Genomic DNA, 25521 nt, shown 5'->3' with positions numbered 1-25521 from the left:
GATCACCCCGTAGGGCAGTCGGTGACACAAGAAATAAGCTTAGTCGCTCCGGCGGGTCATCTCGTACATCTCATCAAAGGATGAACGCACGTGCTGGGAGAGCGGAATCGTTCCATCACTGTTGGCCCACCTGAGCCAGCCGTGCCGAATCGTGGCAGTGGCGACCAGAGCGTAGAGTCGGGCTCGATTTTCCAGTCCCTGCCGGTCACTGGCAAGTTCGGGACGGTCGACCAGGAAGCGACGGATGAGGATACGCTCCAGATCCTGCTCGAAGTCTCGCATCGTCGCCATGTAGATGCCAAAGAGATACGAGTTCTCTCTCATCACCTCAAGGCGCAGCTGATACAGCTCACGGTCGGCCTCCGTGCGACGAAGATTGGATTCGAGCAGACCCATCAGCTGGGACACCAGCGATTCGGTCCCACCGCCGGCATGGACGAATGCCTCGATGTCAGCGTCGGAGGGGATTCCCGGAGCTTCACCGATGAACGCAGCGCTTTTCGACGGAAAATAGTTGAAGAATGTGCGTGGAGACACATTGACCATGCGGCTGACGTCTTCGACGGTGACCTTATCCAGGCCGCGTTGTCGCACAAGCCGGAGCACGGCAACCTGAATCGCACGACGAGTCTCCTGTCGCTTTCGCTCACGTAGACCAAGCTCGTGCGCTTCAGACATGCCCCAATTATTTCACCAACAGCCCAAGTGGGCAAAGAACTGTGCGATCAAATTCGTGTCGGTCAGCTCGCCCCCGATCAGCACTGCGGATCCTCGCTCGGAACGATGCCTTGAATCAGATAGTCATCGACCGCCGCGTCTACGCAGGCACTGCCCTTGTTGTACGCCGTGTGGCCTTCTCCCGTGAACGTCACGAGGGTGCCGCTCTCCAGCTGGCGCGCAAGGCTCTGGGCCCAGGCATAGGGGGTAGCCGGATCATTTGTCGTACCCACCACCAGAATGGGGTCGGCTCCCGCAGCCTGGATCTCGCCGCGCTCCCCGGTGAATGCGTACGGCCAATTGGCGCATCCGATATCGCCGAAGCTCATGTACCTACCGATGATCGGCGCCATCACCTCAATCTCCGCCGCCTGGGCACGCATGGATGCCGGATCGTCGTTGTAGGCGTAGTCCACGCAGTTGATTGCCGAGAACGCCTCACTCGAATTGTCCCGGTAGCTCCCGTCCGTCTGCCGACCGTTGTACTGATCGGCCAGGCTGAACGCCGCTGAGGCATCGTTCGTCATCGTGGCCGTGAACATCTTACTCAACAGCGGCCAGGCTGCGGCCTCATACAACGGGGCGATAATGGCGGTGAGCAGGGCATTTGCACCCAGCTGACGGCCATCAGTGCTCGTGAGTGGGCTGACATCAACGGATGCGAGCAGCGCGCCGACCGTCGCCATCGCGTCATCCACGGTGCCGCTGAACGGGCACTGATCACCGGCGAGGCAGTCCGTCAGGTACGCGCGCAGCGCACTTTCAAAGCCCTTCGCCTGCAGCTCGGTCACCTCAAAATTGCTGGTGGACGGGTCAATCGCCCCGTCAAAGACCAAACGTCCCACCTTGTCCGGAAACAGCTCGGCAAACGTGGCACCGAGGTAGGTGCCGTAGGAGTAACCCAGATAGTTGAGCTTCGCATCCCCCAAAACCGCACGCAGCAGGTCTAGGTCGCGGGCGGCGCTCTCCGTGTCGACATGTTCGAGTAACGCGCCGGTTTTCGCCGCGCAGGCCTCACCGAAGGCGACCGAGGAGGCCTCGAGTTCGGCGATCCAGGCATCCGTTCTCCGTGCCGCGGTCGTCAGGCCGTACAGGTACTCGTCCATCTGCGCCGGCTCGTAGCAGGCCACAGCACTGGAACGCCCGACTCCCCGCGGATCAAACCCGACCACATCGAAACTGTCTTGCAGAGTTTCGTCGGTAGCGAAATCCACGGAATTCTTCACCAGGTCATAGCCCGACGCCCCCGGCCCACCGGGATTCACGAGCAGCGACCCCTGCCGGTTGCCACCAGTTGCCGGCTGACGCACGAGCGCGAGGCTGATGGTGCCCGCGCCGGGGTCACCGTAGTCGAGCGGCGCGTTGGCCGTGGTGCACTGCATGCCGTTGTCACAGTCGTTCCACTGCAAAACCTGACTGTAGAAGGGGTCGAGCGCCGAATCCACCGCCTCGCCCGTGGGAGTGGACGTGGTGGGGGCGGTGTCGGGAGTGAACGCCGACACGCATCCGCTCAGCCCGAGCGTGAGCACGACCGCACCGGCCATGACGGCAATCAAACGAGGGTGGGGAGTCATCGGGTTCCTTCTGTCGTGCACAGGTAGAGGACGCTAGCGCCTTATAGCGGACACGAGCATGGCCTCCAGGGCCAGTGCCGGTGCCACGTTAGATTGAATTCGGGTGCGAGCGAGCGCTATCGCATCCATTGTGGCGACGGTAGCTGCAGGTGCGCTGGACGCCCCCGCACTCCGCAGCTCGGCACCAAGCTCGAGGTTGATCACGGCCTGCTCCCGACCCAGCTGCACCATCATGACGTCGCGGTAGAGCGAGGTAAGGTCCACCAGAATTCGATCGATGCCGTCCCGCAGACTTCGTGTTGCGCGACGCTTCTGATCGTCTTCGAGGGCCTTGATCTGGCTGCGCAGGCCGGTGGGAACGGACTGCCCGGGTTCTACACCCAGGGAACGCAGCACGCCTTCGCGCTCAGCCGCATCCCGTTCAATCGTGATGGCCTTCGCGTCGTCGCCGGCAATGGCGAGAAGCCGCGCGGCCGCATTCACGGCCATGGATACCGAACGGATGCCCAGAGCCGTTCTCAGGGTCTCCTCACGCCGCACCCTCGCCTCGGGGTTCGTTGCGAGCCGTCGGGCCATACCGATGTGGCTCTGCGACTGCCGGGCGGAGAGCTCCGCAATGACCGGATCGACACCGTCCCGCTTCACGAGGAGGTCGGCAACGTCGTCGATGCTCGGGACGCGCAAGCGGACCGTGCGTACGCGCGAGCGAATGGTGGGGAGAAGGTCGGCCTCACTGGGCGCGCAGAGAATCCATACGGTGCGTTCCGGCGGTTCTTCCAGGGCTTTGAGCAGAACGTTGCTCGTGCGTTCCACCATGCGGTCGGCGTCTTCGACCACGATCACGCGGTATCGGCCCACCGAAGGGGAGTATTGCGAGCGAGCAACAGCCTCTTTCACCGTGCTCATCTTGATAATGACGCCGTCGGTCGTGAGCACGCTGAGGTCAGGATGAGTGCGTGCCTCAACCTGGCGAATGGCATCGCGGTCGCCATCGAGTGTTCCGGGGCAGAGCAGAGCGGCCGCGAACGCGAACGCGAGGTTGGAACGGCCGGAGCCGGGGGGCCCGGTAATAAGCCAGGCATGTGTCATCGACGACGTATCGCTGGCCGTTGCCGCCGCGCGAAATATCGCGATGGCCTCAGCCTGTCCCGTCAGGTTTTCCCACACTGCCATGCATCAAGGGTACCGTGGGCCGCCGACACCGGCACCCGCAACGGGCTCAGAGCAGGGAGGTCACGCGCGCACGAATCTGTGCGGCGATCGTGTCAACGGATGCCGCCGCATCGATCACCAGAAATCGCTCCGGTTCGCTGGCGGCCAGGGCAAGAAACGCACCGCGCACGCGGGCGTGAAACTCGTTCTTCTCGGCCTCGAGGCGGTCAAAGCGCTTGTTGGCGGCGTCGAGGCGACTCCGGGCATCCGCTTCGTTAAGGTCCAGCAAAATCGTGAGGTCGGGCAGCAGGCCCTCAGCCGCCCAGAGGGACAGCTGGCGTACCTCGTCGGCACCGAGCACGCGTCCGGCACCCTGGTAAGCCACGGAGGAGTCCAGATACCGGTCCTGCACAATTACCTCACCGCGGGCGAGAGCCGGACGCAACTTGGTGGCCACGTGCTGCGCGCGATCGGCCGCGTAGAGCAGCGCCTCCGCACGCGGGGCGATTTCGCCGCGGTGGTGCAGCACGATCTCGCGAATCTCCACCCCCACGTCGGTGCCGCCCGGCTCCCGGGAACGCACGACCGTGCGCCCCTCGCTCTCGAGCCAGTCGGTGAGAAGCTCAGCCTGGGTGGATTTGCCCGTGCCGTCGCCGCCCTCGAGCGTGATGAAGAGCCCGGTCACTCCCCCGCTGCCTTCTTGGCTGCGGTCGCAGCCCGAGTGGCGGCAGCCTTCGCGGCCGTCGCTGCCTTCGCTGCAGCGGTCGGCACCTTGCGGGCCGGTGCTTTCTTCACCGGTGCCACCGTGGTTCCGGCCGCAGCCGCCTTCGCCGCAGCGTTGGCCGCGCGTGTGGCAGCAGCCTTCTTGGCCGTGGCCGCCTTTGCTGCCGCAGTGGGAGCCTTCTTGACGGCCGGCTTCTTCACGGCCGCTTTCTTGGCCGGTGCTTTCTTGGCCGGTGCCTTCTTGCCACGCGGAGCGGCGGGTCCCTTGGCGCGCTTGTCGGAGAGCAGCTCCACCGCACGGTCGAAGTCAATCTCGTCCACGTTTTCGGACTTCGGAATGGTGGCGTTGGTGAGTCCGTCGGTGACGTACGCGCCGAACCGGCCGTCCTTAATTTTGATCGCCTTTCCGCTCTCGGGGTCGGGCGCTTCAAATTCCTTCAGTGCGCTTGAGGCCCGCCGTGCACCATACTTAGGCTGCGCGTACAGCTCCACGGCACCTGCGAGGTCGATCTCGAAGATCTGGTCTTCGCTGGTGAGCGAACGCGTGTCGATACCCTTCTTGAGGTACGGGCCGAACTTGCCGTTCTGCGCCGTGATCTCAGACGAGCTCTCCGGGTCCACGCCCACCACGCGCGGCAGCGCCAGAAGGCGCAGCGCGGTGTCGAGGTCCACGGTTGCGAGGTCCATCGATTTGAAAATGGATGCCGTCCGCGGCTTGTCGGCGGCAGCAACCTTCTTGGCAGCGGGCTTGCGCTTGGGCTTGACCGGGGTGACTTCGCCGGTGATCGGGTCCACGATCTCGGTCGGTACGGCCGCGAGGGCTGCCGCTGCGGCCGCCGCCACAGCGGGATCAACGACGGGCGCGGGCTCAAGCTCGGTGACATACGGCCCAAAGCGACCGTCTTTTGCCACGATTTCTTTGCCGTTGACGGGGTTCAGACCAATCACGCGATCCGTGATGACCGGTGCATCGATGAGTTCGCGTGCCTTGGCCGGCGTGAGCTCGTCGGGTGCAAGCTCCGGCGGGATATTTACGCGGCGGGGCGGGGCATCCGGAGCCGCATCGGGGTCGATGACCTCCAGGTAGGGCCCGTACTTGCCGATGCGCAGGGTGATCTCGTCATCGATGGGGATCGAGTTGATGGTGCGAGCGTCAATCTCACCCAGGTTATCGATCACATTCCGCAGGCCGCGGTGCTTGTCAGAGCCAAAGTAGAAGCTCGTCAGCCAGTCGGTGCGATTGGCTTCTCCCCCGGCGATGCGGTCGAGGTCGTCTTCCATCTCGGCGGTGAAGTCGTACTCCACCAGATCCCCGAAGAATTCTTCGAGCAGGCGCACCACAGAGAACGCGATCCAGTTGGGCACCAACGATTGGCCGCGCGGGGTCACATAGCCACGCTCGGTGATGGTGGAGATAATCGACGCGAACGTGGACGGACGACCGATGCCCAGCTCCTCGAGCTTCTTCACCAGGCTCGCCTCGGTGTACCGCGCAGCCGGCGTCGTCTCGTGGCCCTTGGCCTCGAGGTCGAGCAGCGCGAGAGTCTGACCCTCCTGAAGCGGCGGCAGTTTGGACTCGGTGGCATCGGTGGGCGCGTTGCGCTCCTCATCCTTCGATTCCTCGTAGGCGAGCATGAACCCACGGAACGTGATCACGGTTCCGCTGGCCGTGAATTCGGCGAGGGCACCGGATGCCGCGGGGTGCGACGCCACGCCGGTCGGGCCGGCCGCAATAGTGACGGAGGCCGTCGAACCCGTGGCGTCCTTCATCTGCGACGCAACCGTGCGCTTCCAAATGAGGTCGTACAGCTTGAAATCGTTACCGCGCAGGCTCGACTGCAGCGACGCAGGCGTGCGGAACATGTCGCCGGACGGGCGGATTGCCTCGTGGGCCTCCTGCGCGTTCTTGCTCTTCCCCTTGTAGACACGGGGCGCGTCGGGAACGGTCTCGGCACCGTAGAGGGCAGCAGCCTGGGTACGCGCAGCCGTGAGGGCCTGCTGCCCGAGCGACGGCGAGTCGGTACGCATGTAGGTGATGTAGCCGTTTTCGTACAGTGACTGCGCCACACTCATGGTCTGACGCGCGGTGAAGCGCAGCTTGCGGGCGGCTTCCTGCTGCAGCGTGGACGTGGTGAAGGGAGCAGCGGGGCTGCGCCGGTAAGGCTTGGAGGCAACCTTGGTCACCGTGATGTTCACGTTCGGCGCCGTGAGCGCCGCTGTGAGCGCAGATGCGGAGGCCTCATCGAGCGTGACGGCCTTCACGCTGGGCTTCAGCAGGCCCGAGTCGTCGAAGTCGCCACCGGTGGCAATGCGCTCACCGTTCAGGCGCATAAGCTTGGCATCAAAACCCTGCTCGGTGGCCGCGGTCGAGGCCGCGAGCCGGGCGAGAAGATCCCAGTAACCGGCCGAGACGAAAGCGAGGCGCTCTCGCTCGCGATCGACCACCAGCCGGGTGGCCGCGGACTGCACTCGTCCCGCGGACAAACCGGGTCCCACCTTGCGCCAAAGCACGGGGGACAACTCGTAACCGTAGATGCGGTCGAGGATGCGGCGTGTTTCCTGGGCGTCAACGAGGGCCGTATCAAGGTCGCGGGTGTTACCCGTGGCCGCAAGGATGGCTTCCTTGGTGATCTCGTGAAAGACCATGCGCTTCACAGGAACCTTCGGCTGCAGAACCTGCAGCAGGTGCCAGGCGATGGCTTCGCCCTCGCGGTCCTCATCAGTTGCGAGGAGGAGCTCGTCGGCGTTCTTCAGTGCCCGCTTCAGCTCGCTGACGGTCTTTTTCTTGGCATCGGACACCACGTAGTACGGCTCGAAGCCATTTTCCACATCGACCGAGAAACGACCCAGCGTGCCTTTCTTGAGCTCGACGGGAAGGTTTTTCGGCTCGATGAGGTCTCGAATGTGCCCCACCGAGGATAAGACCTCATACCCGTCGCCCAGATAGGCCGCGATCGACTTCATTTTCGTCGGCGACTCGACAATGACCAGCTTCTTCGTGCCTGGCACCAGACTCCTCTTTATACGTAGTGGCCGATTGATAGACCACAGCACACCATACACACCCGAATGGAGTACCCGCCTAATCGGGGGGCAACCCCCAATGGCGGGTTTGACCATGACGGGAGCGGGTTTGAGCCGATTATGCCCCCGTGGGCCCCAGCGAAATCAACCCTTGCGGGTTTGGCCTGGCTGAGGACAATGGTTTCATGGAAACAACGCAGGGCAGGTACACCGCGAAGTTGACGGATGGCCCACTCCAAGGCAAAACCATCACGACCGAGTTCCTCGACTCCGGAGATCCGCGGGCGAGGATCGAGATTCCGGCCGAGGCGGGCAAGCGCTACCTCTATACCCGTGGATCCGGCCTCGAGTACGAGGGGTCGAGCATTCCCGTTCGGCCCACCGCTGTGGAATACCGGTTTCTCGAGGCCATCTTCGGCTAAAGCTTGCTCCGGCGAGGCAGGAATCAGGGCGGCGGCCCGGCACGGGCCGTCGAACCCAGGTCAAAAACAAGGAAGCGCCGATGCACGCTCACCGTGGCGATAAGCCCGATAACGCTGCAGCGCTGCACGGCCGCGCCACCCAGCATTGCAGCTTCGGCGGCGACTTCGCACGGGTATCCCGACACGAAGCCCGAAGCCGTGTCGGCAGCAGCGAGCGCCGCGGCATCCGCTGCGTTCTGCACCGACTGGTTAACCGCCAGCGTCGACAACAGCGGCACGAGTACGGCGGTGAGAGCAATCGTGGCACCGAGGATCCCCAGTGCCAACACCGATCCGGCACCGCCCTCACCGCCGGCGTTGCGGGCTCCGCGCATCACAGCCCTCCGGCGAGCGCGCAGGACTGAGCTTCGAGGCGCAGGCCAGCGATGGTGAACACTCCGAGCTGACTCATCGCAACAAGCCGAGCACAGACAAAGTTGCCACGCTGCTGTACCGAGAGGCTCGCCCCCGGTACCTGGCCGGTGACCACCTCGGCCACCTGCTCGGTCGTGTCGCCGCGGGACAGGGATCGGGCGGCGTCCGCGGCCGCGTCAGTGAGGCGAACCTGCTGACCGATCACCTGAACGGCCCCGAGGCAGCAACCCAAGACAAGCACCACTGCCGGCAAGACGGTGGCGAGTTCGGCGGTCACGGTGCCAGCGTCGCTGCGGTGCTTGGCGCTAGCCCACCGAGAGAGCACGGCGCACAAGGTCGGTGAGAATGGAGCGCACCTCGTCGCCGCGCAGAATAACAATCAGGAGGCCGGCAAAACCTACCGCGGCCATGGTGGCCACCACATACTCGGCGGTTGCGGCCCCCTCGTCGCGAAACCACTCACGGCGCAGCGCGCGAGGAACCCGCGCGGCGCGTGGCGGGGACACGAGCGGCGTCGTGCTCCCGACCGGGGTCTGGCGGGCTGGAGCAAGGGAACAGGTCTGGTCAGGCTCCTGCGGGGTAAGCACGGTGTCGTCTCCATCTGCGTCGTGAAACGCGGTCGCGGGCGGCTCGAGTAACACCACTGTGCCGCGATCCACCCGTGACGAGGTCACCGACGCCCCATGCGTTCAGAAGCACCAGCTGCGCCGCACTGTGGAGGAGATGACGCGACTACTCGTTGACGAGAACAGGGACTCCCACCGACACTGAGACAGCCTGGCCCACGCTGTCTGCGGGGACGGGAACGCTGAACTGCACGCTCTCCTCCGGCGGCCCGTCGTGAGCGTCACCGTTGTCGTCGAGGTGGTGCACGAAACGACCCGTTGTGAGCAGTGTTCCCGACTCGTCGTAAAAACCCGTGAGCACCTCAAGTTCAAGCACTGCGCTCACGTCGCTCGTGACACGGATTGCACCGGTCACTGCATCCCCGGTGAAAAGAACATCCTCCACCACAAAGCGATCGTCAAACGGGCCACTGGCTCGCACCACCTCGCCTGGCCGAGGTGTGAGCGCTGCGATGCTTGCAAGCTCGGGTTCACCGGAGGGGGCCGGGAGACCCACAAAGGTGGTCTGTGCCGCCGAGGCCGGATCAGCCGACACCTCTCTCTCGAGCTGGATGGCACCCAGCGCGAGAAAGATGAGCAGACCAAGAAGCGCGGCACCCACGATGACGGTAACCGTGAGGACGGTGTGAGACCGGGACGAAGACTGAGACATGACATGTCCTGACGTTGGGGACAGCCCGGGGAGGGAATTCTCCCCGGGCGGAGAGTTTGACGGTCCTAGCGTACGAGGCCGAGCGAGCGCCCCACAATGCCGAACAGCTCGATGTTGTCGACCGTACCCTGCAACTGTTCAGAGCCGGGGCCGGTCGCGAACACTGGAACATCTGCTCCCGTGTGATTGCCCGAGAGATAGCTCAGCCAGAGGCCCGCCTCGGGGGAACCATCCTTCACATCCGCGGCATCCGTGGGCACCCGAAAGGTGGCCGGCGCGAAGTTCTTCGGGTCGGTGCTGCCGGCACCGTTGACGGCACCGGTGCTGCGCGAGGTGTCCCGCGTGTTCGAGCCGCGTGAGGGAGTGGAATTGTTGGCGGTGTTTCCACTGTCCACATTGGCGGGTGGCGTCACGGCTTCCGCATTAGTGAATGTGCCCTTTTCGATGATGTTGAACCCGGCACACTCGTGGTCCGCGGTGACGATCACGAGCGTGTTCCCGTCGCGCTTGGCAAAGTCGCGGGCGACAGCAACCGCGTCGTCGAAGGCCTTCATCTCGGCGAGTGTCTGCGCGGCATCATTAGCGTGCGAACGCTTGTCGATGAGTGCCCCCTCAATCTGAAGGTAAAAACCCGTGCCCGACTGAGATCGCGAGGCTGACTGGCCCTGTGAGCCTTTCGCCTGTGTGTCGGAGAGCAGTGCGATGGCCTTCTTGGTCATCTCCGGCAGAGTCGGCTCGAGCGCCTCAACGGACGACGGGTTGTCCTGCTTTGCCTTCTCAATCGTGAGATTGCCGCGGTTGAAGAGTGCGAATACCTTGGAACCGGTGGCACCTTCGAGGTCAGCCTTGGTGGCCACGGTCTGCGAGGCACTGGAGCCGAGCACGTTATAGCCCTGGTCCTTGAGCGCGGTCTCGTCGGCGGCGTCGAACCGGCCGAGGCCACCACCGAGAATCACGTCGGCGGTACCATTTCGGGCGATCTGATCAGCGATGGGTGTCACGCGAACGTCACTGGTCGGCAACGCGGTGCCGGTGATGCTGAGGTCTTGACAGGCAGCGGCGGAATAGACGGGGCCCTGGCAACCGCGCGCGAGCGCGTGGCTCATCTGACCCGCCGGTGTGGCATCCGTAATCTCGGCCGTCGAGACGTTGCCCGTGCGAAGGCCCGCCTGCTTGGCGAGTTCCATGATGGTGGGGGCGACTGCACCCTTGGCATCCACGCCCAAGGCCGCGTTATAGGTCTTGACCCCGGACGACCAGGCGGTGGCCGCCGAGGCTGAATCCGTCACCGGGTTCGGTGCAAAATCGGCGCTGCCGGGTTGACCGGAAAGCTTTTCCACCGCGTAGGTGCTCACGTGTCCCTGAGCGGGGAGGGTTTCCATGGCGAGCTCACCGTTGGCGCCGTAGAAGCGCTCGCGGGCAGCGGTGACATGGGTGCGGCCCATGCCGTCTCCGAGCAGGTAGATCACGTTCTGAGCGCGGCTCTTGTCTCTCGAATCAGCGGATGCCGCCGGTACGACGCCGGCCACGGCGGCGACCGTGGCCCCGGCAACAAGTGCCGTGACCAGGGTCAGTGCAGTCAGGATCGGAACTCTTCGTTTCATCAGAAATCTCCCCGTGTAACAGGTGGACAAGGGCAACTCCTGTCGCCAGAGAAACCGTAGAAGTAGCGACCGACATTTTTGTGTACAAACAATGAACATCAAACGCGGCTCCCGCTCAGAACGACTCCAGGGTGCCGGCCAGGATTGACAGCACGAGCGGCACCACCCCCACGAGCATGAACGCCGGCAGCACACACAGCCCGAGCGGCAGCATCAGCGTCACAGCGAGCGCCTCCGCCCGCTGCTGACCCGCACTGCGTGCGTCCTGTCGTATCTGCTGGGCCTCACTGCGCAGCAATTCGGCGGCCGGAACACCTGCCCGCTCCGACAACCGCAGCACGCGGGTGAGCGTCGAGCCCTCCGGGGAGCGAGAATTATCGGCGAGAACCGAGCACGGGATGCCAAACCGCAAGGTGGTCTCCTGCACAAGGCGTCGCGACCGGTCAACCGATGCGCCACCCGCCATCGCGATGGCCATCAGGTCCAGTTGCAGACCGGGAGTCGTGGCAGCCGCTGTGGCCGTCGACACGAGCCGACGATTCCACCGACTCGCCACCCACATGAGCGCGCCGCCAGTGCACAGGCACAACCACCCCGGCGCGGTGAAAAACAACATGTGCACCGCGTTGAACCCCATAGCCGCGCCCACCAGAATGCCGCCGACCGGTAGTCCCATCACGAGCCGTGCCGTGGCACGCGGTCCGGAGAGGGCCACCTGACAATCCCGGTGCAGTTGCCCGAGCTCGCGAAACGTTGCCGCCAGAGTGCGCAGGCACGCGGCAAGCGGCGCTCCCGCCACCGTCGCCACCTCCCACGCGGCAGCGAGTCCGAGCCAGGCCTCACCCACCTCCCCGCCCACCAGACGAGCCCGATCGGCCAGAGCATCGGGCACGCTGTCACCCCGCACGGCGGCGTCGACGGCTGCCTCAATTAGGCCGGCCGCGCCCGCTGAAGCGCGGTCAGTGTCCACGGCAACCGGTGTCCCCTCACCCGACTTCCCGTCATGCCACAAGGGCCGCACCGCAGAGTCCTCTGCGACCTCGGGCACCAAGTACGACCAGGCCGAGCTGGGAGCCACCCCCGCGCTCAGGAGCACCGCGAGGCGCTGAGTGATGGCTGCCACCTCGTCAAGTGGCGCCGCGTGGACCCGGCGCCTTCCGACTCGGCGCCGCTCGAACAGGGACGTCGTCACTCATTCACCATGATGAGCCGGTCACGCCCGTCGAGTTCGAACCTCCCCATTCGGGTGAGCAGCCGCCGGGCACCGAACCGCTCCAGGTGCAACACCAAATCGATGGCGCTCACGGTCTGACGTGCCACAGCCTCGGCACTCATCCCCGCGAGTGCCCCCAACGCCTCCAGCCGCGCGGGCACATCATCCAGCGAATTCGCGTGCAAAGTTCCCGCCCCGCCGTCGTGCCCGGTGTTCAGCGCCGTCAGTAGCTCCCGCACCTCGGCGCCCCGACATTCGCCGAGCACAAGCCGATCGGGTCGCATGCGCAGCGCCTCCCGCACGAGAGCCTCGAGACCAATGCGGCCGGCCCCCTCCAGGTTCGCCTGACGTGCCTCCAGCCCGACCACGTGCGGGTGCGCCACCCGCAGTTCGGCCACGTCCTCAATAACAACGATTCGCTCCCCCGGCGGCGCTTCACCCAGCAGCGCCGCCAGCAGGGTCGTCTTGCCGCTTCCAGCCGCGCCGGTCACGAGCAGATTCTCCCGGTGGGCCACCGCCAGACGCAGGCGCTCGAGCACAGCGGATGCCGCCGGCTCCCGCCCGAACATGCCCGCGGTACTCAGGGCGGCGAGGTCCAGGTGCTCCCGCCGGGGCAACCGCACCGAGATCAATGTGCCGGAGCTTGAGGCCGGCGGAAGAACAGCGTGCACGCGAATTGCGTCGGCAAGCCGCACATCAACACACGGGCTCGCTTCGTCGAGGTGCCTGCCGCCCAGAGCGATCAGGCGAACGGCAAGGTGCCGCGCTTCCGCCTCGGTGCACCGCCACCGGGATTCGTGCACGAGCCCGGAGCCGGAATCCGACCACAGCCCGGATTCACCATTCACGAAGAGGTCGGTCACGAGCGGGTCCGCGGCATACGGCGCGAGCGGACCCAGAGAGTCTGCCCGCCGGGCATCCGCTGGGTGCGCCGCGCGGCCCGGAACAGACAGGGAAACGGGCAGGGGTGGAGGCGGAATCGGGTCAGCGCCTGGCGGGCGAGTCCGCACCGGTTGCGTGACGTAGGAGGGAACGGCAACGAATGGCTCGGTCATGAGGCCGAGAATAGATCCCGTACGGCGGTCGCGCCCAGGATTCCCGGATCGGTAACACAACCCGTCCCGGGCTGTTCTTGTGGAGGACGTGCTCCGGCACCACACACGCCTCATTAAAAAAAGGGGGCGGCACCTATTGGGGGGAACAGGTGCCGCCTAGCAATACGTAGATTGGGGGGAACCATACGTATTGCTGGCCAAAACTTTCGTTCTGACGGATATCAGTGTACAAGCCATGGCGAGAAGCGCAAGTCCATATCGACTCTTTATTGGGCACCTCCTGCACGGGAAAGAAATTTACCCGCGTCAGGCCCATTCATTACCCCCAAACGCACGCGGGGGCGAAGGACGTCCTTCTGGGCGGTATGGTTCAGGTGTGGCGACCCCACGCCTGCATTTACAGCATCGCAAAGGAGCGACACAAAAAATATGAGCGTTCAGATTGATCACCTCCTCAACGAATCCCGTCGATTCGCGCCCACAGCCGAGTTTTCTGCGCAGTCCGCAGCCAGCCCGGAACTCTATGCCGATGCTCAGGCTGACCGTCTCAGATTCTGGGCAGACCAGTCCCGTGCGCTGCTGCACTGGCACAAGCCGTTCACCAAAACCCTTGATTGGACCAACGCGCCGTTCGCGAAGTGGTTCGATGACGGCGAACTGAACGTCGCCTATAACTGTCTTGACCGCCACGTGATTGCCGGCAACGGTGACCGAGTCGCTCTGCACTTCGAGGGTGAGCCCGGCGACTCCCGCGATATCACCTATGCGGAACTGACCGCTGAGGTCAAGCGCGCCACCAATGTTCTGATCAAGCTGGGCGTCACAGCCGGTGACCGGGTGGCCATCTACCTACCCATGATTCCTGAGGCCGTCATCTCGATGCTGGCCGTAGCCCGTCTCGGTGCCGTGCACTCGGTCATTTTCGGTGGCTTCAGCGCCGAGAGCCTGCGTTCTCGGATCGACGACGCCAACGCCGTGCTCGTCATCACCGCTGACGGCGGCTACCGCAAGGGCCGCATCTCGGCCCTCAAGCCGGCCGTCGATGCCGCACTGCAGACCGGGGACTCCTCGGTGAAGAACGTGCTCGTCGTCAAGCGCACCGGCCAGGACGTGGAGTGGAACGACCGCGACCTCTGGTGGCACGACGAGCTCGCCTCCGTGGAGGCCGAACACGTGGCCGAGGCCTTCCCGGCCGAAAACCCCCTCTTCATCCTCTACACATCCGGCACCACGGGGGCACCGAAGGGCATCCTCCACACCAGTGGTGGGTACCTCACGCAAAACGCGTTCACCCACAAGAATGTCTTTGACCTCAAGCCCGAAACGGATGTCTACTGGTGCACCGCCGACGTGGGCTGGATCACCGGACACAGCTACGTTGTGTACGGTCCACTCGCGAACGGTGCCACCCAGGTACTGTTCGAAGGCACACCGGACTCACCGCACCCCGGCCGCTGGTGGGAGATCATCGAGAAGTACCGGGTGAGTATTCTTTACACGGCTCCCACCGCGATTCGCACGTTCATGAAGCTGGGTCGTCAGATTCCGCAGAAGTTCGACCTCACCAGCCTGCGCGTGCTCGGATCGGTGGGCGAGCCCATCAACCCCGAGGCCTGGATGTGGTATCGCGAGGTTATCGGTGGCAACCTCACTCCCATTGTGGACACCTGGTGGCAGACCGAGACCGGTTCCATCATGGTGTCGGCGCTCCCCGGGGTCACGGAGACAAAGCCCGGAGCAGCACAGGTTCCGATCCCCGGAATCGCGATCGATGTTCTCGATGACGACGGCACCCACGTGGGCCATGGCAACGGCGGACTTCTCGTTGTCACCGAGCCCTGGCCGGCGATGCTGCGCGGAATCTGGGGAGACCCGGAGCGTTTCAAGGAAACCTACTGGGACAAGTTCGCGGGAACGACCGGTGCGAAGGACGGCCCGCTGTACTTCGCCGGCGACGGCGCGCGCCTCGATGACGACGGCGATATCTGGTTGCTGGGGCGTGTCGACGATGTCATGAACGTGTCGGGTCACCGCTTGTCCACGGCGGAGATCGAGTCGTCCCTGGTGGCGCATTCGCTGACCGCCGAAGCGGCCGTCGTTGGTGCCTCCGATGAGGTCACCGGCCAAGCGGTTGTGGCGTTCGTCGTGATCAAGTTCAGCCAGGCGGAAACGGCCTCCCACGAGGACATCAGTGCGGTTCTGCGAGCACACGTTGCTCAGCAAATTGGTGCGATCGCCCGCCCGCGGGAAATCTTCATTGTGGACGAACTGCCGAAGACGCGTTCGGGCAAGATCATGCGCCGTCTGCTTCGCGACGTGGCCGAGGGGCGTGAGGTGGGTGACACGTCCACCCTCGCTGACACCTCGGTGATGCAGATCATCACGCAGAAGATGAAGTAACCCGGCTCCTTCCCACAAGAATGGCCGCCTCCCATCCGGGAAGCGGCCATTCTCTGCGTCAACGTGGTTAAGCGAATGCCACGATGAACTCGATCTCCACCGGAGCGTCAAGCGGAAGTACGGCCACGCCCACGGCGGAGCGGGCGTGCTGACCGCGGTCGCCGAAAATCTCGGCCAAAACCTCAGAGGCACCGTTGATGACTGCGGGCTGACCGGTAAACGACGGATCGGATGCCACGAAACCCGTGACCTTGACGATCTGGGTGATGCGGTCCAGGGAACCGATGGCCCCCTTGATTGCGGCGAGACCGTTCAACGCACACTGGCGGGCATACGCCTTGGCGTCGGCAGCCGGGACGAGTCCGTGACCCTCACCCACCTTGCCTACGGCCGGGAGCACCCCGGCCACCATCGGCAGCTGCCCCGCGGTGTAGACGAGAGAGCCGGAAACCATGGCCGGCACATACGCGGCAACCGGCGCCACTATGGGGGGCAGCTCGATACCCAGCTCGAGAAGGCGTGCCGCAATCTGTGTCATGTCTAGGCACCTGCCACGGTTGCGGGGGCGATCGGACGCTTCATATACGCCACGAGGCCCCCTTCAGGACCGGTGACAACCTGAACGAGCTCCCACCCGTCAGAGCCCCAGTTGTTCAGGATTGCGGCGGTGTTGTGGATCATCAACGGCGTTGTGAGGTACTCCCAGGTGGGCATGTGTCTCCTATTGAGGCGGTTTTCCAGATTTGTCGCTTACGCTCAAGTCTATGTCTGCCAAAAAAACCACGATGAGCGGAGCCCTTGCGGGGTTCCTGGCCTTGATCGGTATGAGCGTTGTCGCCGGGGTCCTCGTGACCGTCAGCGTCACTCCCGCCCTGGCCCTCTCGGGTATGGCCGCCACCAACACCATTAACGTGTTTGAGAACATGCCGGCGTACCTGTCCATTGATCAGCTGGCCCAGAAGAGCAATATTTACGCCAAGCAGGCCGATGGAACGCCCGTGCTTCTCGCCTCGTTCTATGAACAGAACCGCGTGGAGGTGTCGTCCGACGCGATCAGTCAGTTCGCGAAGGACGCTGCCGTGACCGGTGAAGATCCCCGGTACTTCGAACACGGCGGAATTGACCTGCAGGGCACCGTCAGCGGCGCCGTGACCACGTTTGCGGGCGGCGCGACGCGCGGTGGGTCATCCATCACGCAGCAGTACGTGAAAAACGTGCTCGTGCAAAAATGTGAGGCCATGAACGACGCCGAGAAGCGGCAGTCGTGCTACAACGACGCCACCGAGGTGTCCATCGACCGCAAGCTCAAAGAGATGCGCTTGGCCATTGGCGTGGATAAGAATTACTCCAAGGAAGACATCCTTCGCCAGTACCTGAACATCACCGGTTTCGGTGGGACGGTGTACGGCATCGAATCTGCTGCCAACTATTACTACAACACCACCGCGGCGAACCTCACCCTTCCGCAGGCCGCCAGCCTCGTGGCGATCGTGAACAACCCGGTGAAGTACCAGCTCGACAGGCCCGACAGTGAAACCAACGGCGCAGCCAACGGCTACGCCGATAACAAGGTGCGTCGCGATTACATTCTGGGCGAGATGCTCGAGTATAAGAAGATCAGCCAAGAGGACCACGACGCCGCGGTTGCCTCTCCGATCGAACCCACCATCACGTCATCGTCGACCGGGTGCCAGACCGCCGGTGCCAATGCGTTTTTCTGCGACTACGTCACGCACGTACTGAAGACCGACCCCACCTTTGGTGAGGACGAAGATGCCCGTTTGGCGAACTTCCGTCGCGGTGGTTACAGCGTCTACACGACCCTCGACCTCGACCTGCAGAACGCTGCCGTCGCCACCCTCGACCAGAACGTTCCCAAGTCCATGGCCAACTGGGATGTGGGCGGTGTTGTGTCTAGCGTGGGCGTGGGAACCGGCAAGGTTCTCGCGATGGCGCAGAACAAGGACTACACGCAGGACCCGAACCAGACCGGCGCCAACTTCACCGGCATTAACTACAACACGGACTATACCGCGGGTGGGTCCGGCGGATTCCAGCCCGGGTCCACCTACAAGGTCTTCACTCTGGCCGAGTGGCTCAAGGAAGGTCATACGCTGAACGAGCGTGCCGACACGGCGCGACGATCCGACTGGGGTACGTTCCAGGACAGCTGCGATGGGCCACAGTCCTTCCCCGGCTTCAGTCCGCGTAACGATGCGAATGAGTCGGGCCGCAATTACAGCGCCCTGCAGTCCACGATCGGTTCCATCAACACCGGCTTCATTGGCATGGCCAAGGAGCTCGACCTCTGCGGTATTCGCAGCACGGCCGAAGCCTTTGACGTGCACCGCGCCAACGGCAAAGTGCTGGAAAAGGGTGCCGGGTCTGTTCTGGGTACCAACGAGATTGCGCCGCTCACCATGGCCGTAGCCTTTGCCGGCATCGCCAACAACGGTTCCACGTGCACGCCAATCGCCATCGAGTCCATGGTTGCCGCCGATGGTACCGACATGCCGGTACCGCAATCCGTCTGCACCCAGTCGGTGGAACCCGAGGTCGCTGCCGGTATGACCTATGCCATGAGCCGCGTTATGACCAGTGGAACCGCGCAGCAGTCCTACGGGTCTACCTCACCGCGTGTTCCCATGATCGGCAAAACCGGGACCACTGACGACGCCAAGGACACCTGGATGAGCGGCTCCAGCAGCAAGGTTGCCACCGTCGTGGGTGTTGTGAATGTGAGTGGTACCTACAAGAACCAGCGCAAGATACGGTTCGAGAGTGGGTCGGCTTCCACCGCACGGCACCGCATGTGGCCAGACGTCATGTCAGTCGCTAACGCCAAGTATGGCGGCGATGCCTTCATGGAGGCCTCGAACGCCGTACTTCAGGCCGTTCAGGTAAACGTGCCCGATCTGCGCGGCAAGTCCATGGCTGAGGCTCAGGCCACACTTGTGGCAGCTGGCTTCGAATTCGCCGACGGTGGAGTCATCGACTCCGCGCTGCCCGCAGGAACCGTGGCCAGCACCGACCCGGCCGGTGGAACCAACGCGGACCGCGGTTCCACGGTCACCGTGTCGTCAAGCAACGGAAGCCAAAGCGCGATCCCCGATACCGTGGGTAAGACCGAGGCCGAGGCGAGATCCCTGCTCACCGGGGCTGGCTTCACCGTCACCAAGACCGAGCAAACCGGGGCCGAAGCGAAACAGGACGGCAGGGTCATCTCCATGACGCCGGCTGCGGGAACGGATGCGGCCCCCGGGTCGGCCGTCACCATCGTGGTGGGGACTAAAACGCCGGCCGAAGGCGCCGCGCCTCCTGGTCAGGACTCCAACGGATGACCCGGGTCAGCCCCGCAGACGTCCTTGACCTCCTGAACCTGCAGGACGCTGTGCGTGATGCGCAGGCGGCCGCCTCCCGGCCAGGAGGCGGCGGCCGGGTCGTGGCGGCGGCATCCGTTCTGGTGGCCGCCACTGGGCTTGCCGCCTTTGCTTGGGGTGCCCTCGTGGAACGCAAGCGCTTCACCCTTCGTGAGGTGACCGTTCCAGTGCTGCCACCAGGTGCTCTGCCCATTCGGGTACTGCATATCTCCGACCTGCACATGGCCCCGTGGCAACAGGATAAGCAGGAGTGGATCCGCGCTCTGGCTGAGCTGAAGCCGGATCTTGTGGTGAACACGGGTGACAACTTGGGGCACGCGGAGGGAATTGATGGGGTGGCATTCGCCCTCGCTCCTTTTCAGGGCGTTCCCGGCGTCTTCGTGAACGGCTCCAATGACTACGTGGGGCCGCAGGCGAAGAATCCCCTGCGTTATTTCGCCGGCCCGTCCAAGACCCGAGCAACAGGCGAGCCGAGCAGTGCTCTGGACACCGACAAGCTGCGCAACGTGTTCGCCGAGCTGGGCTGGACCGACATCAACAATGCGGCCGAGGCGCTCGATGTACGCGGAACGCACGTGGAGTTTTTCGGAGTCGACGACCCGCACATTGGACGCGACCGTCTGGACCTGATCACACGGGCGATCGACGATTTGCGTGCGAATGATCCGCTCTCCGATGAGCGCTGGCCGGATCCGGAGACGGCCACCGAACCTCGCCCGACCGTGACCATCGGCGTGACCCACGCGCCTTACCAGCGCGTTTTAAACTCTCTGGTGAACCACGGCGCCCAGCTCATCCTGGCCGGCCACACACACGGCGGTCAGGTGTGCGTTCCCGGCTTCGGGGCGCTCGTGACCAACTGCGACATTCCGCGCCGGCAGGTGAAGGGGCTGAGCCTCTGGAATCTGGGGTTGCGCACCGCCTTCCTGAACGTGTCGGCGGGACTCGGCACCTCGATCTACGCTCCGGTACGGTTCGCGTGCCGCCCGGAAGCGACTCTGCTGACCCTGACCGCGGCCTGATCGCTCGTCGCGACGGGGAAACGCCCGAGCACGGTTCGGTTAGTCAGACCGGCACAACAGGACATATACTAAGTGAGGCCCTCGGGCCATCGGGGTATGGCGCAGCTTGGTAGCGCGCGTCGTTCGGGACGACGAGGTCGCAGGTTCAAATCCTGTTACCCCGACTGTAGGGATAAAACCCCCACTCCTTGGAGTGGGGGTTTTATTGTTCCCGCACCCCACTCTCCTGCGAATGGACCGGCTCCCATGTCAAAAATTGATCCGAATCTCGCCGCCACTCCGGTTGTTTCGCGGCGCGCCTGGCAAGCCCTCATCGTTCTCCTCGCGGGAATGTTTATGGCCCTGCTGGACACCACAATTGTCAACGTTGCCCTCCCCACAATTCGCACCAGCCTCGACGCCTCCGAGGCGACGCTCTCCTGGATTATTTCCGGGTACGCCCTCGCTTTCGGTCTCGCGCTCATTCCGGCTGGACGCATCGGCGATCGTGTCGGACATAAGTGGGTGTTCTTCACCGGACTAGCCCTCTTCACTGCGGCGAGCCTGGCGTGTGGCCTCGCACAGAATGACCTTCAGCTCATCATTGCGCGGGTGGCACAGGGCCTCGCTGGTGGAATTTTTGTGCCTGCCGTCACCGCGGTGATTCAGTTGATGTTCCCGCCGCGGGCGCGTGGCAAGGCCTTCGCCATCATGGGTTCCGTTATTGGAGTGTCCACCGCTCTCGGACCGATCGTCGGTGGCCTGATCATCCAGGCCTTCGGAGACGAGAATGGCTGGCGACTCGTCTTTTGGGTGAACCTTCCCATCGGGATTGTGGCACTCGTCGCTGCCGCCCGGTTGCTGCCCTCGCGCGCCGAGGCAGCCGTTGCCGGCGGCGGTACACCCGGCGCCGCAGCACCGGCTCGCGTGGCCCTGGACTGGGTGGGTCTACTGCTCGTCTCATCCGGTCTCGTTGCCCTGTTGGTTCCGCTGATTGAGGGTCAGGATCAGGGCTGGCCCTGGTGGACCTTTGCGTCGCTCGCCGGTTCCGTAGTGCTCATTGTGCTCTTCGGTGTGTGGGAAGTGGCATATACCCGGCGCGGGTTCACCCCCATCGTTCCGCCGCGTCTGTTCAGCCACCCGGCCTTCAGCGGTGGTGTCATTTTGGCGCTCGTGTATTTCGCGGCCTTCACGAGTATTTTCTTCACCATCTCGATTCTGTGGCAGGCGGGCCTCGGCCACACCGCCCTGGAGTCAGGTCTCGTCTCGATCCCGTTCGCCATCGGCAGCATTATCGGCGCATCACAGAGCAACCGGCTTTCCGAACTTCTGGGTCGCACCGTTCTGATAATCGGTGTCGCCCTCGTGACCGTGGGACTCATCTGGATCTGGCTGGTTCTGCTCCTCACACCGGTGGGAGACCTCACTAACTGGCACCTCCTGACGCCCCTCCTGATCGCGGGTCTCGGCAGCGGCTTCTTCATCGCCCCGAACGTGCAGTTCATCGTGGCCACCGTGGACCCGACCGAGGCGGGGGCGGCCAGCGCCGTCGTGGGTGTGATGCAGCGTGTGGGAAGCGCGGTCGGAATCGCCGTCATCGGCAGCGTGCTGTTCGCGAGCCTCACCGTGACCGCACCCGGGCCCGACGGCGTAGCCGCCGCCTTCACCGCGAGCGCCACGAACGCGATGGCGGTCAGCGCAGCCTTCAGCGTGGTGGCTCTGATTCTGGTGTTCGCCCTCCCGAAGCGGGTGACTCCCTGGTACTAGCCGGTTGCGCGCGCGACTGTCTTTTGCTGTCAACGCCAGCTCTCGGGTGCCAGCGACCACGAAGAGTGTCTAGTATGAACAGATCAATGGTGAGCGGCTCGATTGCGCCTTTTACCCTGCACCGACCGCTTCACACGTGGAGGTGAGTGCATGAACCAGATCCGTTTACGACGAAACGCCGCTCTGCAGCGTGTCGCGATCGTGCTGAGCGTGGTCTACCTCACCGCTCTCGCGCTCATCGCATTCTGGCCCACCCCTGTGGATCAAGGTGCTCACACGTACCTGATGTCTTTGCTCGGCTGGCTGCAACGCCATGGTGCGCCCACCTGGCTCGGCTATGGGTTCGTGGAGTTCGCGGCCAACATCGCTCTCTTTGTGCCCGTCGGACTTCTTGGTGTGATTCTTCTCAGAGCCCGGCGTTGGTGGCTCGCCATTTTCGCCGGATTCTTCGCCAGCTGCTGCATCGAACTCGGCCAGCTCATGTTTCTACCCGAGCGTTTCGCTACCGTTCGCGATGTCGTGGCCAACACGGGTGGCACCATTATCGGCACGATGCTGGCACTGATCGTGTTGGGTCTCGTGCATGTGCTGCCATCCACCGACGAGCGACCGCCCACCGCACGCCGGATGAGCACGCGCGCCGACAAGTCCGGCGTTCTTGACGGGCGTTCCTAGGGGCGCGCGGCGAGCGTGGGAATTAGCGTGTCGAGGTAAGCGGCCGTGTCTTCCCAACCGTCGACAGCCACGCACTCCACGCCCAGGACTTTCACCGGGTAGTCGTTTCCGTTTTCGTCGAGCCGGTCGCCAATGAAGAGCATGTCGTCAAGCGCAATATTGGTGAGTTCGGCGAGGCGCTTCATGCCATAGGCCTTATCGATGCCGCGTCGAGTGATATCAACGGATGTCGAGCCTCCGGAGCGCACTTCAAGGTCGGGTAGCAAGGACTGCACCCTTTCACGCAGGGCATTCTTCTTCTCACCGGATGGATCCCAGTGAACCTTGCTGGCCACGGGCGCGGCCTGGCCCAGTGCCGAGAAGGTGATCTGCGAACCGCGATCTTCGAGGATGGGACCCCAGGTCTGCGTCTCCCAGTAGCCCAGATCGCGTGCGCTCGTCTCGACGGCAGCGAGTGCCCGAGTCTTCTCGTCGTCGCTCAGGTTCTCCGCATAGATCTGGGCCCAGGCGCCGTCGTGGTGACGGTAATACTGCGTTCCGCAGGTGGGCAGCAGGTGCAGACCCGCGAGTGCCGCATCAGACACGTTCTCGAGATTGTCCACGAGCTGCATTCGGAATTGGGGGAAATTGCCCCCCGAGATGACGCACACCACGGCAACATCGAGAAGGCGAACCAGAAGCGCGGCCATGCGCGGGTCGAGCGGCGACTTCGAGGCGGCGAGCGTGTCATCGAGGTCAAAGGCAACCAAGCGAGGCAGTGCAGTCATGAGTGCGAGTCCTTACGGTTTCAGCCCGGTCAGGGCGCCCCCGGCGCCGCAGGGCACCTGTCAGCCTAGCCCGACGGGTGCCAGTGGACTGCGCCAGTGAGGCCCGCGGAGCTAAAACCTACCACTAGTATGTTTGCAGAGCGATTACCCATAATCGACCCGTGCCACGATTCAGGACGTAGGCTTGAAGCGCTTCAGCGCTTTCGCCCGAACGTTCGCGTTCCATTCATCGACGTTCAAGGAACCTGTGCCAAACGTAGAAAGCGTGTCCCGTGTGCAGCCATTGGCACTCGGCCCCGGTGCCGCCGTGCTGGCCTTCGACACCCGCAACACCAGCACCAAAGCCGCTTTGTTCGACGTTCAGGGCCAGATGCTCGGCTTCAGCCGCACCCCCACACCGGTGAGCACCGCCAACGCTCCGGAGACACTACTGCTGCACATCGAAGACCTGACCACCCAGTTTGCCCGGGATTTTCCGCAGGTGGCTCCCGCGGCTGCCGGCCTGATCGCCCCCGGTGTGGTGGACGACGAGGAGGGCATCGCCATTCTGTCGGCGAACCTGCGCTGGGCGAACGTGCCCTACAAGAGACTGACCGAAGGTCGGTTACACCTGCCGAGTTCCTTCTCCAATACAGCACGAGCGATCGGCGAGGCCGAGTTTCGACTGGGCGCGGCCAGACCCTTTAGCAACGTCGTGGTCATTCGCTTCGGAAGCAGGATTACGGCGAGCCTGTTCATCAATGGAAAAGCCCACGCCGGCGGTGGTTTTGCCGGCGGGATTGGTCATTCCATTGTGGATCTGAAGGGAGAAAAGTGCGTCTGCGGTTCTCGTGGGTGCCTCGACACGGTCGCCTCCGCGGCGGCAATAGTGCGCCGTTACGGCGCCCTCACCGGCGAGGTTCTGCCCGGCGCCGAAGCCGTACTGGCACGGGCGCGCAGTGGTGACGCGGCCGCAGATGTGGTCTGGAACGATGCTCTCGATGCGTTCGCCCTCGCGATCTCGCAAATGGCCGCCGTTATCGCGCCCGAGGCGATTGTCATCGCCGGCGGTCTGTCTCGGGCCGGTGACGAGCTATTCGTTCCGCTGCGGCGCCGGCTCGACGCCCTACTGAGTTTTCACCGGCGCCCCGTCGTCGTTCCCGCTATCCTCGGCCCCAACTCTGCTCTGCTCGGCGCAGCCCTCCGCGCTCGAGCGACTCTGGCCCCCTAGTTAGCCCGCCGCAACGCGAGGGTTAGCGGATGCCGGCCTTCCAGACGCGACGCACGAGCGGAACACCTGGCCGGTAGGTGAGGTACACGTAGGAATCGGCCGTCAGCTGCACAACATCGGCCCGCGCACCCACCGCAAGGCGGCCAATGTCCGTGCGCCGCAGAGCGGCGGCCCCGCCAGCCGTCGCGGCGTAGAGTGCCTCTGCCGGGGTCATTCCCATCTCCCGCACGGCGACGGCCATGCAGAACGGCATGGACGAGGTGAACGACGATCCCGGATTGCAATCAGTGGCCAGAGCCACGGTCACCCCCGCATCGAGAAGTCGACGCGCGGAGGGGTAGGGCTGCCGAGTCGAGAACTCCGCGCCGGGGAGCAGCGTCGCTACCGTACGCGACCCCGCCAACAGGGCCACATCGGCATCGGTCAGAAAGGTAGCGTGGTCAATGCTCGCGGCGTCAAGCTCAACGGCCAGCGCTACTCCGCCGCCGGGTGCGAGCTGACTGGCATGCACGCGCAGCCCCAGTCCGAGCGCCGCACCAGCCTGCAGAATGCGCCGGCTCTGAGCCACCGTGAAGGCACCGGTCTCGGAGAACACATCAATCCAGCGTGCGGCCGGTGAACAGGCACTCAGCATCTCACCCACGACCAGGTCAACGTAATCCTCCTCCCGACCGGTGAAGTCTGCCGGGACAACGTGGGCACCAAGAAAGGTGACCTCGGAGGTGAACTCGGCTGCGAGACGCACCAGGCGCGCCTCATGCTCGACCGAGAGCCCGTAGCCGCTCTTGATCTCCACCGTCGTGGTGCCCTGAGCGAGCATTTCGGCCAGCAGCGCGCGTGTGCGCTCCCGCAACGACTCCTCCGAAGCGGCGCGGGTGGCAGCCACCGTGCTTCGGATACCGCCAGCTGAATATTTCTCGCCCGACATCCGCGCCTCGAACTCCGTCCCACGCTCGCCGCCAAAGACCAGGTGAGTGTGACTGTCGACAAGGCCGGGAATGACACACGCCCCAGCCGCATCGGTAACGGTGTCGCAGGCGGGGGCATCCGCTGCCGCACCCACCCAGGCCACCCGACCCTCGGCGAGCACCACGGCGGCATCTCGACGAATACCCAGTCGCGCCATGCCGTACCCGTCGCCGCTG

23 protein-coding genes and 1 tRNA gene are annotated in these 25521 nt (G+C 64.1%); 8 read left to right on the top strand and 16 right to left on the bottom strand.

Features of this window, described 5'->3' with window-relative positions:
• Positions 1-39 precede the first annotated feature (39 nt).
• The 5 genes from H4V99_RS02960 to topA form a co-directional block, all read right to left on the bottom strand.
• A complete protein-coding gene (locus H4V99_RS02960; protein WP_280675379.1) occupies positions 40-678 on the bottom strand; it encodes a TetR/AcrR family transcriptional regulator in 639 nt (212 codons plus the stop codon).
• A gap of 77 nt (positions 679-755) precedes the next feature.
• Positions 756-2291 carry an alpha/beta hydrolase gene (locus H4V99_RS02955; protein WP_280675377.1) on the bottom strand — a complete coding sequence of 512 codons (1536 nt, stop codon included), beginning with the start codon at positions 2289-2291 and terminating at the stop codon, positions 756-758.
• A gap of 33 nt (positions 2292-2324) precedes the next feature.
• Positions 2325-3464 carry a DNA polymerase III subunit delta' gene (locus H4V99_RS02950; RefSeq protein ID WP_280675374.1) on the bottom strand — a complete coding sequence of 380 codons (1140 nt, stop codon included), beginning with the start codon at positions 3462-3464 and terminating at the stop codon, positions 2325-2327.
• Between the two features lie 46 nt (positions 3465-3510).
• Entirely contained in the window at positions 3511-4128 is a 618-nt protein-coding gene (gene tmk / locus H4V99_RS02945; RefSeq protein WP_280675372.1) for a dTMP kinase, read from the bottom strand.
• Positions 4125-7175 carry a type I DNA topoisomerase gene (gene topA, locus H4V99_RS02940; RefSeq protein WP_280675370.1) on the bottom strand — a complete coding sequence of 1017 codons (3051 nt, stop codon included), beginning with the start codon at positions 7173-7175 and terminating at the stop codon, positions 4125-4127. Before topA ends, tmk begins: the two co-directional genes overlap by 4 nt.
• 200 nt (positions 7176-7375) lie before the next feature.
• Between topA and H4V99_RS02935 the strand changes: the two genes are divergently transcribed.
• Positions 7376-7612 (top strand): hypothetical protein, encoded by a 237-nt coding sequence (locus H4V99_RS02935; RefSeq protein WP_280675368.1) that lies wholly within the window; start codon positions 7376-7378, stop codon positions 7610-7612.
• Positions 7613-7635: 23 nt separating this feature from the next.
• On the opposite strand, the gene H4V99_RS02930 is transcribed toward H4V99_RS02935, so the two are convergent.
• From H4V99_RS02930 to H4V99_RS02900, 7 genes are all read right to left on the bottom strand, one after another.
• A complete protein-coding gene (locus H4V99_RS02930) occupies positions 7636-7986 on the bottom strand; it encodes an Rv3654c family TadE-like protein (protein WP_280675366.1) in 351 nt (116 codons plus the stop codon).
• On the bottom strand, positions 7986-8303 hold the full coding sequence (locus H4V99_RS02925; protein ID WP_280675364.1) for a TadE family type IV pilus minor pilin: 318 nt from the start codon (positions 8301-8303) through the stop codon (positions 7986-7988). The genes H4V99_RS02930 and H4V99_RS02925 overlap by 1 nt, the downstream gene beginning before the upstream one ends.
• Positions 8304-8331: 28 nt before the next feature.
• Entirely contained in the window at positions 8332-8532 is a 201-nt protein-coding gene (locus tag H4V99_RS02920; protein WP_280679915.1) for a DUF4244 domain-containing protein, read from the bottom strand.
• A gap of 226 nt (positions 8533-8758) precedes the next feature.
• A complete protein-coding gene (locus H4V99_RS02915) occupies positions 8759-9304 on the bottom strand; it encodes a hypothetical protein (RefSeq protein WP_280675362.1) in 546 nt (181 codons plus the stop codon).
• Positions 9305-9369: 65 nt separating this feature from the next.
• Positions 9370-10908 (bottom strand): alkaline phosphatase, encoded by a 1539-nt coding sequence (locus tag H4V99_RS02910; RefSeq protein WP_280675360.1) that lies wholly within the window; start codon positions 10906-10908, stop codon positions 9370-9372.
• Positions 10909-11023: 115 nt separating this feature from the next.
• Entirely contained in the window at positions 11024-12100 is a 1077-nt protein-coding gene (locus H4V99_RS02905; protein WP_280675358.1) for a type II secretion system F family protein, read from the bottom strand.
• On the bottom strand, positions 12097-13176 hold the full coding sequence (locus H4V99_RS02900; protein ID WP_280675356.1) for a TadA family conjugal transfer-associated ATPase: 1080 nt from the start codon (positions 13174-13176) through the stop codon (positions 12097-12099). The genes H4V99_RS02905 and H4V99_RS02900 overlap by 4 nt, the downstream gene beginning before the upstream one ends.
• A gap of 429 nt (positions 13177-13605) precedes the next feature.
• Here H4V99_RS02900 and acs point away from each other — a divergent pair, with 429 nt between their 5' ends.
• Positions 13606-15576, top strand: coding sequence for an acetate--CoA ligase (gene acs, locus H4V99_RS02895; protein WP_280675354.1), 1971 nt, complete (start codon positions 13606-13608; stop codon positions 15574-15576).
• A gap of 67 nt (positions 15577-15643) precedes the next feature.
• Here acs and H4V99_RS02890 read toward each other — a convergent pair whose 3' ends face one another.
• On the bottom strand, positions 15644-16114 hold the full coding sequence (locus tag H4V99_RS02890) for a RidA family protein (RefSeq protein ID WP_280675352.1): 471 nt from the start codon (positions 16112-16114) through the stop codon (positions 15644-15646).
• A gap of 2 nt (positions 16115-16116) precedes the next feature.
• A complete protein-coding gene (locus H4V99_RS02885) occupies positions 16117-16290 on the bottom strand; it encodes a hypothetical protein (RefSeq protein ID WP_280675351.1) in 174 nt (57 codons plus the stop codon).
• 50 nt (positions 16291-16340) lie between these two features.
• Here H4V99_RS02885 and H4V99_RS02880 point away from each other — a divergent pair, with 50 nt between their 5' ends.
• The 5 genes from H4V99_RS02880 to H4V99_RS02860 all read left to right on the top strand — a co-directional run bounded on the left by H4V99_RS02880 (position 16341) and on the right by H4V99_RS02860 (position 22399).
• On the top strand, positions 16341-18917 hold the full coding sequence (locus H4V99_RS02880) for a transglycosylase domain-containing protein (RefSeq protein WP_280675350.1): 2577 nt from the start codon (positions 16341-16343) through the stop codon (positions 18915-18917).
• Entirely contained in the window at positions 18914-19978 is a 1065-nt protein-coding gene (locus H4V99_RS02875) for a metallophosphoesterase (protein WP_280675349.1), read from the top strand. Before H4V99_RS02880 ends, H4V99_RS02875 begins: the two co-directional genes overlap by 4 nt.
• 90 nt (positions 19979-20068) lie before the next feature.
• A tRNA-Pro gene (locus H4V99_RS02870) sits at positions 20069-20142 on the top strand.
• 82 nt (positions 20143-20224) lie between these two features.
• Complete coding sequence (locus tag H4V99_RS02865) at positions 20225-21724, top strand: MFS transporter (protein WP_280675347.1); 1500 nt, start codon at positions 20225-20227, stop codon at positions 21722-21724.
• A gap of 150 nt (positions 21725-21874) precedes the next feature.
• Positions 21875-22399, top strand: coding sequence for a VanZ family protein (locus H4V99_RS02860; RefSeq protein ID WP_280675345.1), 525 nt, complete (start codon positions 21875-21877; stop codon positions 22397-22399).
• On the opposite strand, the gene H4V99_RS02855 is transcribed toward H4V99_RS02860, so the two are convergent.
• Positions 22396-23166: an HAD-IIB family hydrolase gene (locus H4V99_RS02855; RefSeq protein WP_280675343.1), complete on the bottom strand. Its 771-nt coding sequence runs from the start codon at positions 23164-23166 to the stop codon at positions 22396-22398. The two genes, H4V99_RS02860 and H4V99_RS02855, sit on opposite strands and share 4 nt — an antisense overlap.
• Positions 23167-23413: 247 nt before the next feature.
• On the opposite strand from H4V99_RS02855, the gene H4V99_RS02850 reads away from it, so the two are divergent.
• Positions 23414-24376, top strand: coding sequence for an ROK family protein (locus tag H4V99_RS02850; RefSeq protein WP_280675341.1), 963 nt, complete (start codon positions 23414-23416; stop codon positions 24374-24376).
• Between the two features lie 22 nt (positions 24377-24398).
• Here H4V99_RS02850 and hutI read toward each other — a convergent pair whose 3' ends face one another.
• Positions 24399-25502 (bottom strand): imidazolonepropionase, encoded by a 1104-nt coding sequence (gene hutI / locus H4V99_RS02845; protein WP_280679913.1) that lies wholly within the window; start codon positions 25500-25502, stop codon positions 24399-24401.
• Positions 25503-25521: the final 19 nt, after the last annotated feature.

Origin of the sequence: Cryobacterium sp. CG_9.6 (assembly GCF_029893365.1) — a bacterium.
GTDB lineage: Bacteria > Actinomycetota > Actinomycetes > Actinomycetales > Microbacteriaceae > Cryobacterium.
Note: the sequence above shows the minus strand (reverse complement) of the source record. Positions and strands in the feature narration are given on the sequence as shown.

Excerpts from the sequence above, each read along its gene's own strand:
- H4V99_RS02960 (WP_280675379.1), bottom strand. The coding sequence starts at position 678 with ATGTCTGAAGCGCACGAGCTTGGTCTACGTGAGCGAAAGCGACAGGAG.
- H4V99_RS02955 (WP_280675377.1), bottom strand. The coding sequence starts at position 2,291 with ATGACTCCCCACCCTCGTTTGATTGCCGTCATGGCCGGTGCGGTCGTG.
- H4V99_RS02950 (WP_280675374.1), bottom strand. The coding sequence starts at position 3,464 with ATGGCAGTGTGGGAAAACCTGACGGGACAGGCTGAGGCCATCGCGATA.
- H4V99_RS02935 (WP_280675368.1), top strand. The coding sequence starts at position 7,376 with ATGGAAACAACGCAGGGCAGGTACACCGCGAAGTTGACGGATGGCCCA.
- H4V99_RS02930 (WP_280675366.1), bottom strand. The coding sequence starts at position 7,986 with ATGCGCGGAGCCCGCAACGCCGGCGGTGAGGGCGGTGCCGGATCGGTG.
- H4V99_RS02915 (WP_280675362.1), bottom strand. The coding sequence starts at position 9,304 with ATGTCTCAGTCTTCGTCCCGGTCTCACACCGTCCTCACGGTTACCGTC.
- H4V99_RS02910 (WP_280675360.1), bottom strand. The coding sequence starts at position 10,908 with ATGAAACGAAGAGTTCCGATCCTGACTGCACTGACCCTGGTCACGGCA.
- H4V99_RS02900 (WP_280675356.1), bottom strand. The coding sequence starts at position 13,176 with ATGACCGAGCCATTCGTTGCCGTTCCCTCCTACGTCACGCAACCGGTG.
- acs (WP_280675354.1), top strand. The coding sequence starts at position 13,606 with ATGAGCGTTCAGATTGATCACCTCCTCAACGAATCCCGTCGATTCGCG.
- H4V99_RS02890 (WP_280675352.1), bottom strand. The coding sequence starts at position 16,114 with ATGACACAGATTGCGGCACGCCTTCTCGAGCTGGGTATCGAGCTGCCC.
- H4V99_RS02885 (WP_280675351.1), bottom strand. The coding sequence starts at position 16,290 with ATGCCCACCTGGGAGTACCTCACAACGCCGTTGATGATCCACAACACC.
- H4V99_RS02880 (WP_280675350.1), top strand. The coding sequence starts at position 16,341 with ATGTCTGCCAAAAAAACCACGATGAGCGGAGCCCTTGCGGGGTTCCTG.
- H4V99_RS02875 (WP_280675349.1), top strand. The coding sequence starts at position 18,914 with ATGACCCGGGTCAGCCCCGCAGACGTCCTTGACCTCCTGAACCTGCAG.
- H4V99_RS02865 (WP_280675347.1), top strand. The coding sequence starts at position 20,225 with ATGTCAAAAATTGATCCGAATCTCGCCGCCACTCCGGTTGTTTCGCGG.
- H4V99_RS02860 (WP_280675345.1), top strand. The coding sequence starts at position 21,875 with ATGAACCAGATCCGTTTACGACGAAACGCCGCTCTGCAGCGTGTCGCG.
- H4V99_RS02855 (WP_280675343.1), bottom strand. The coding sequence starts at position 23,166 with ATGACTGCACTGCCTCGCTTGGTTGCCTTTGACCTCGATGACACGCTC.
- hutI (WP_280679913.1), bottom strand. The coding sequence starts at position 25,502 with ATGGCGCGACTGGGTATTCGTCGAGATGCCGCCGTGGTGCTCGCCGAG.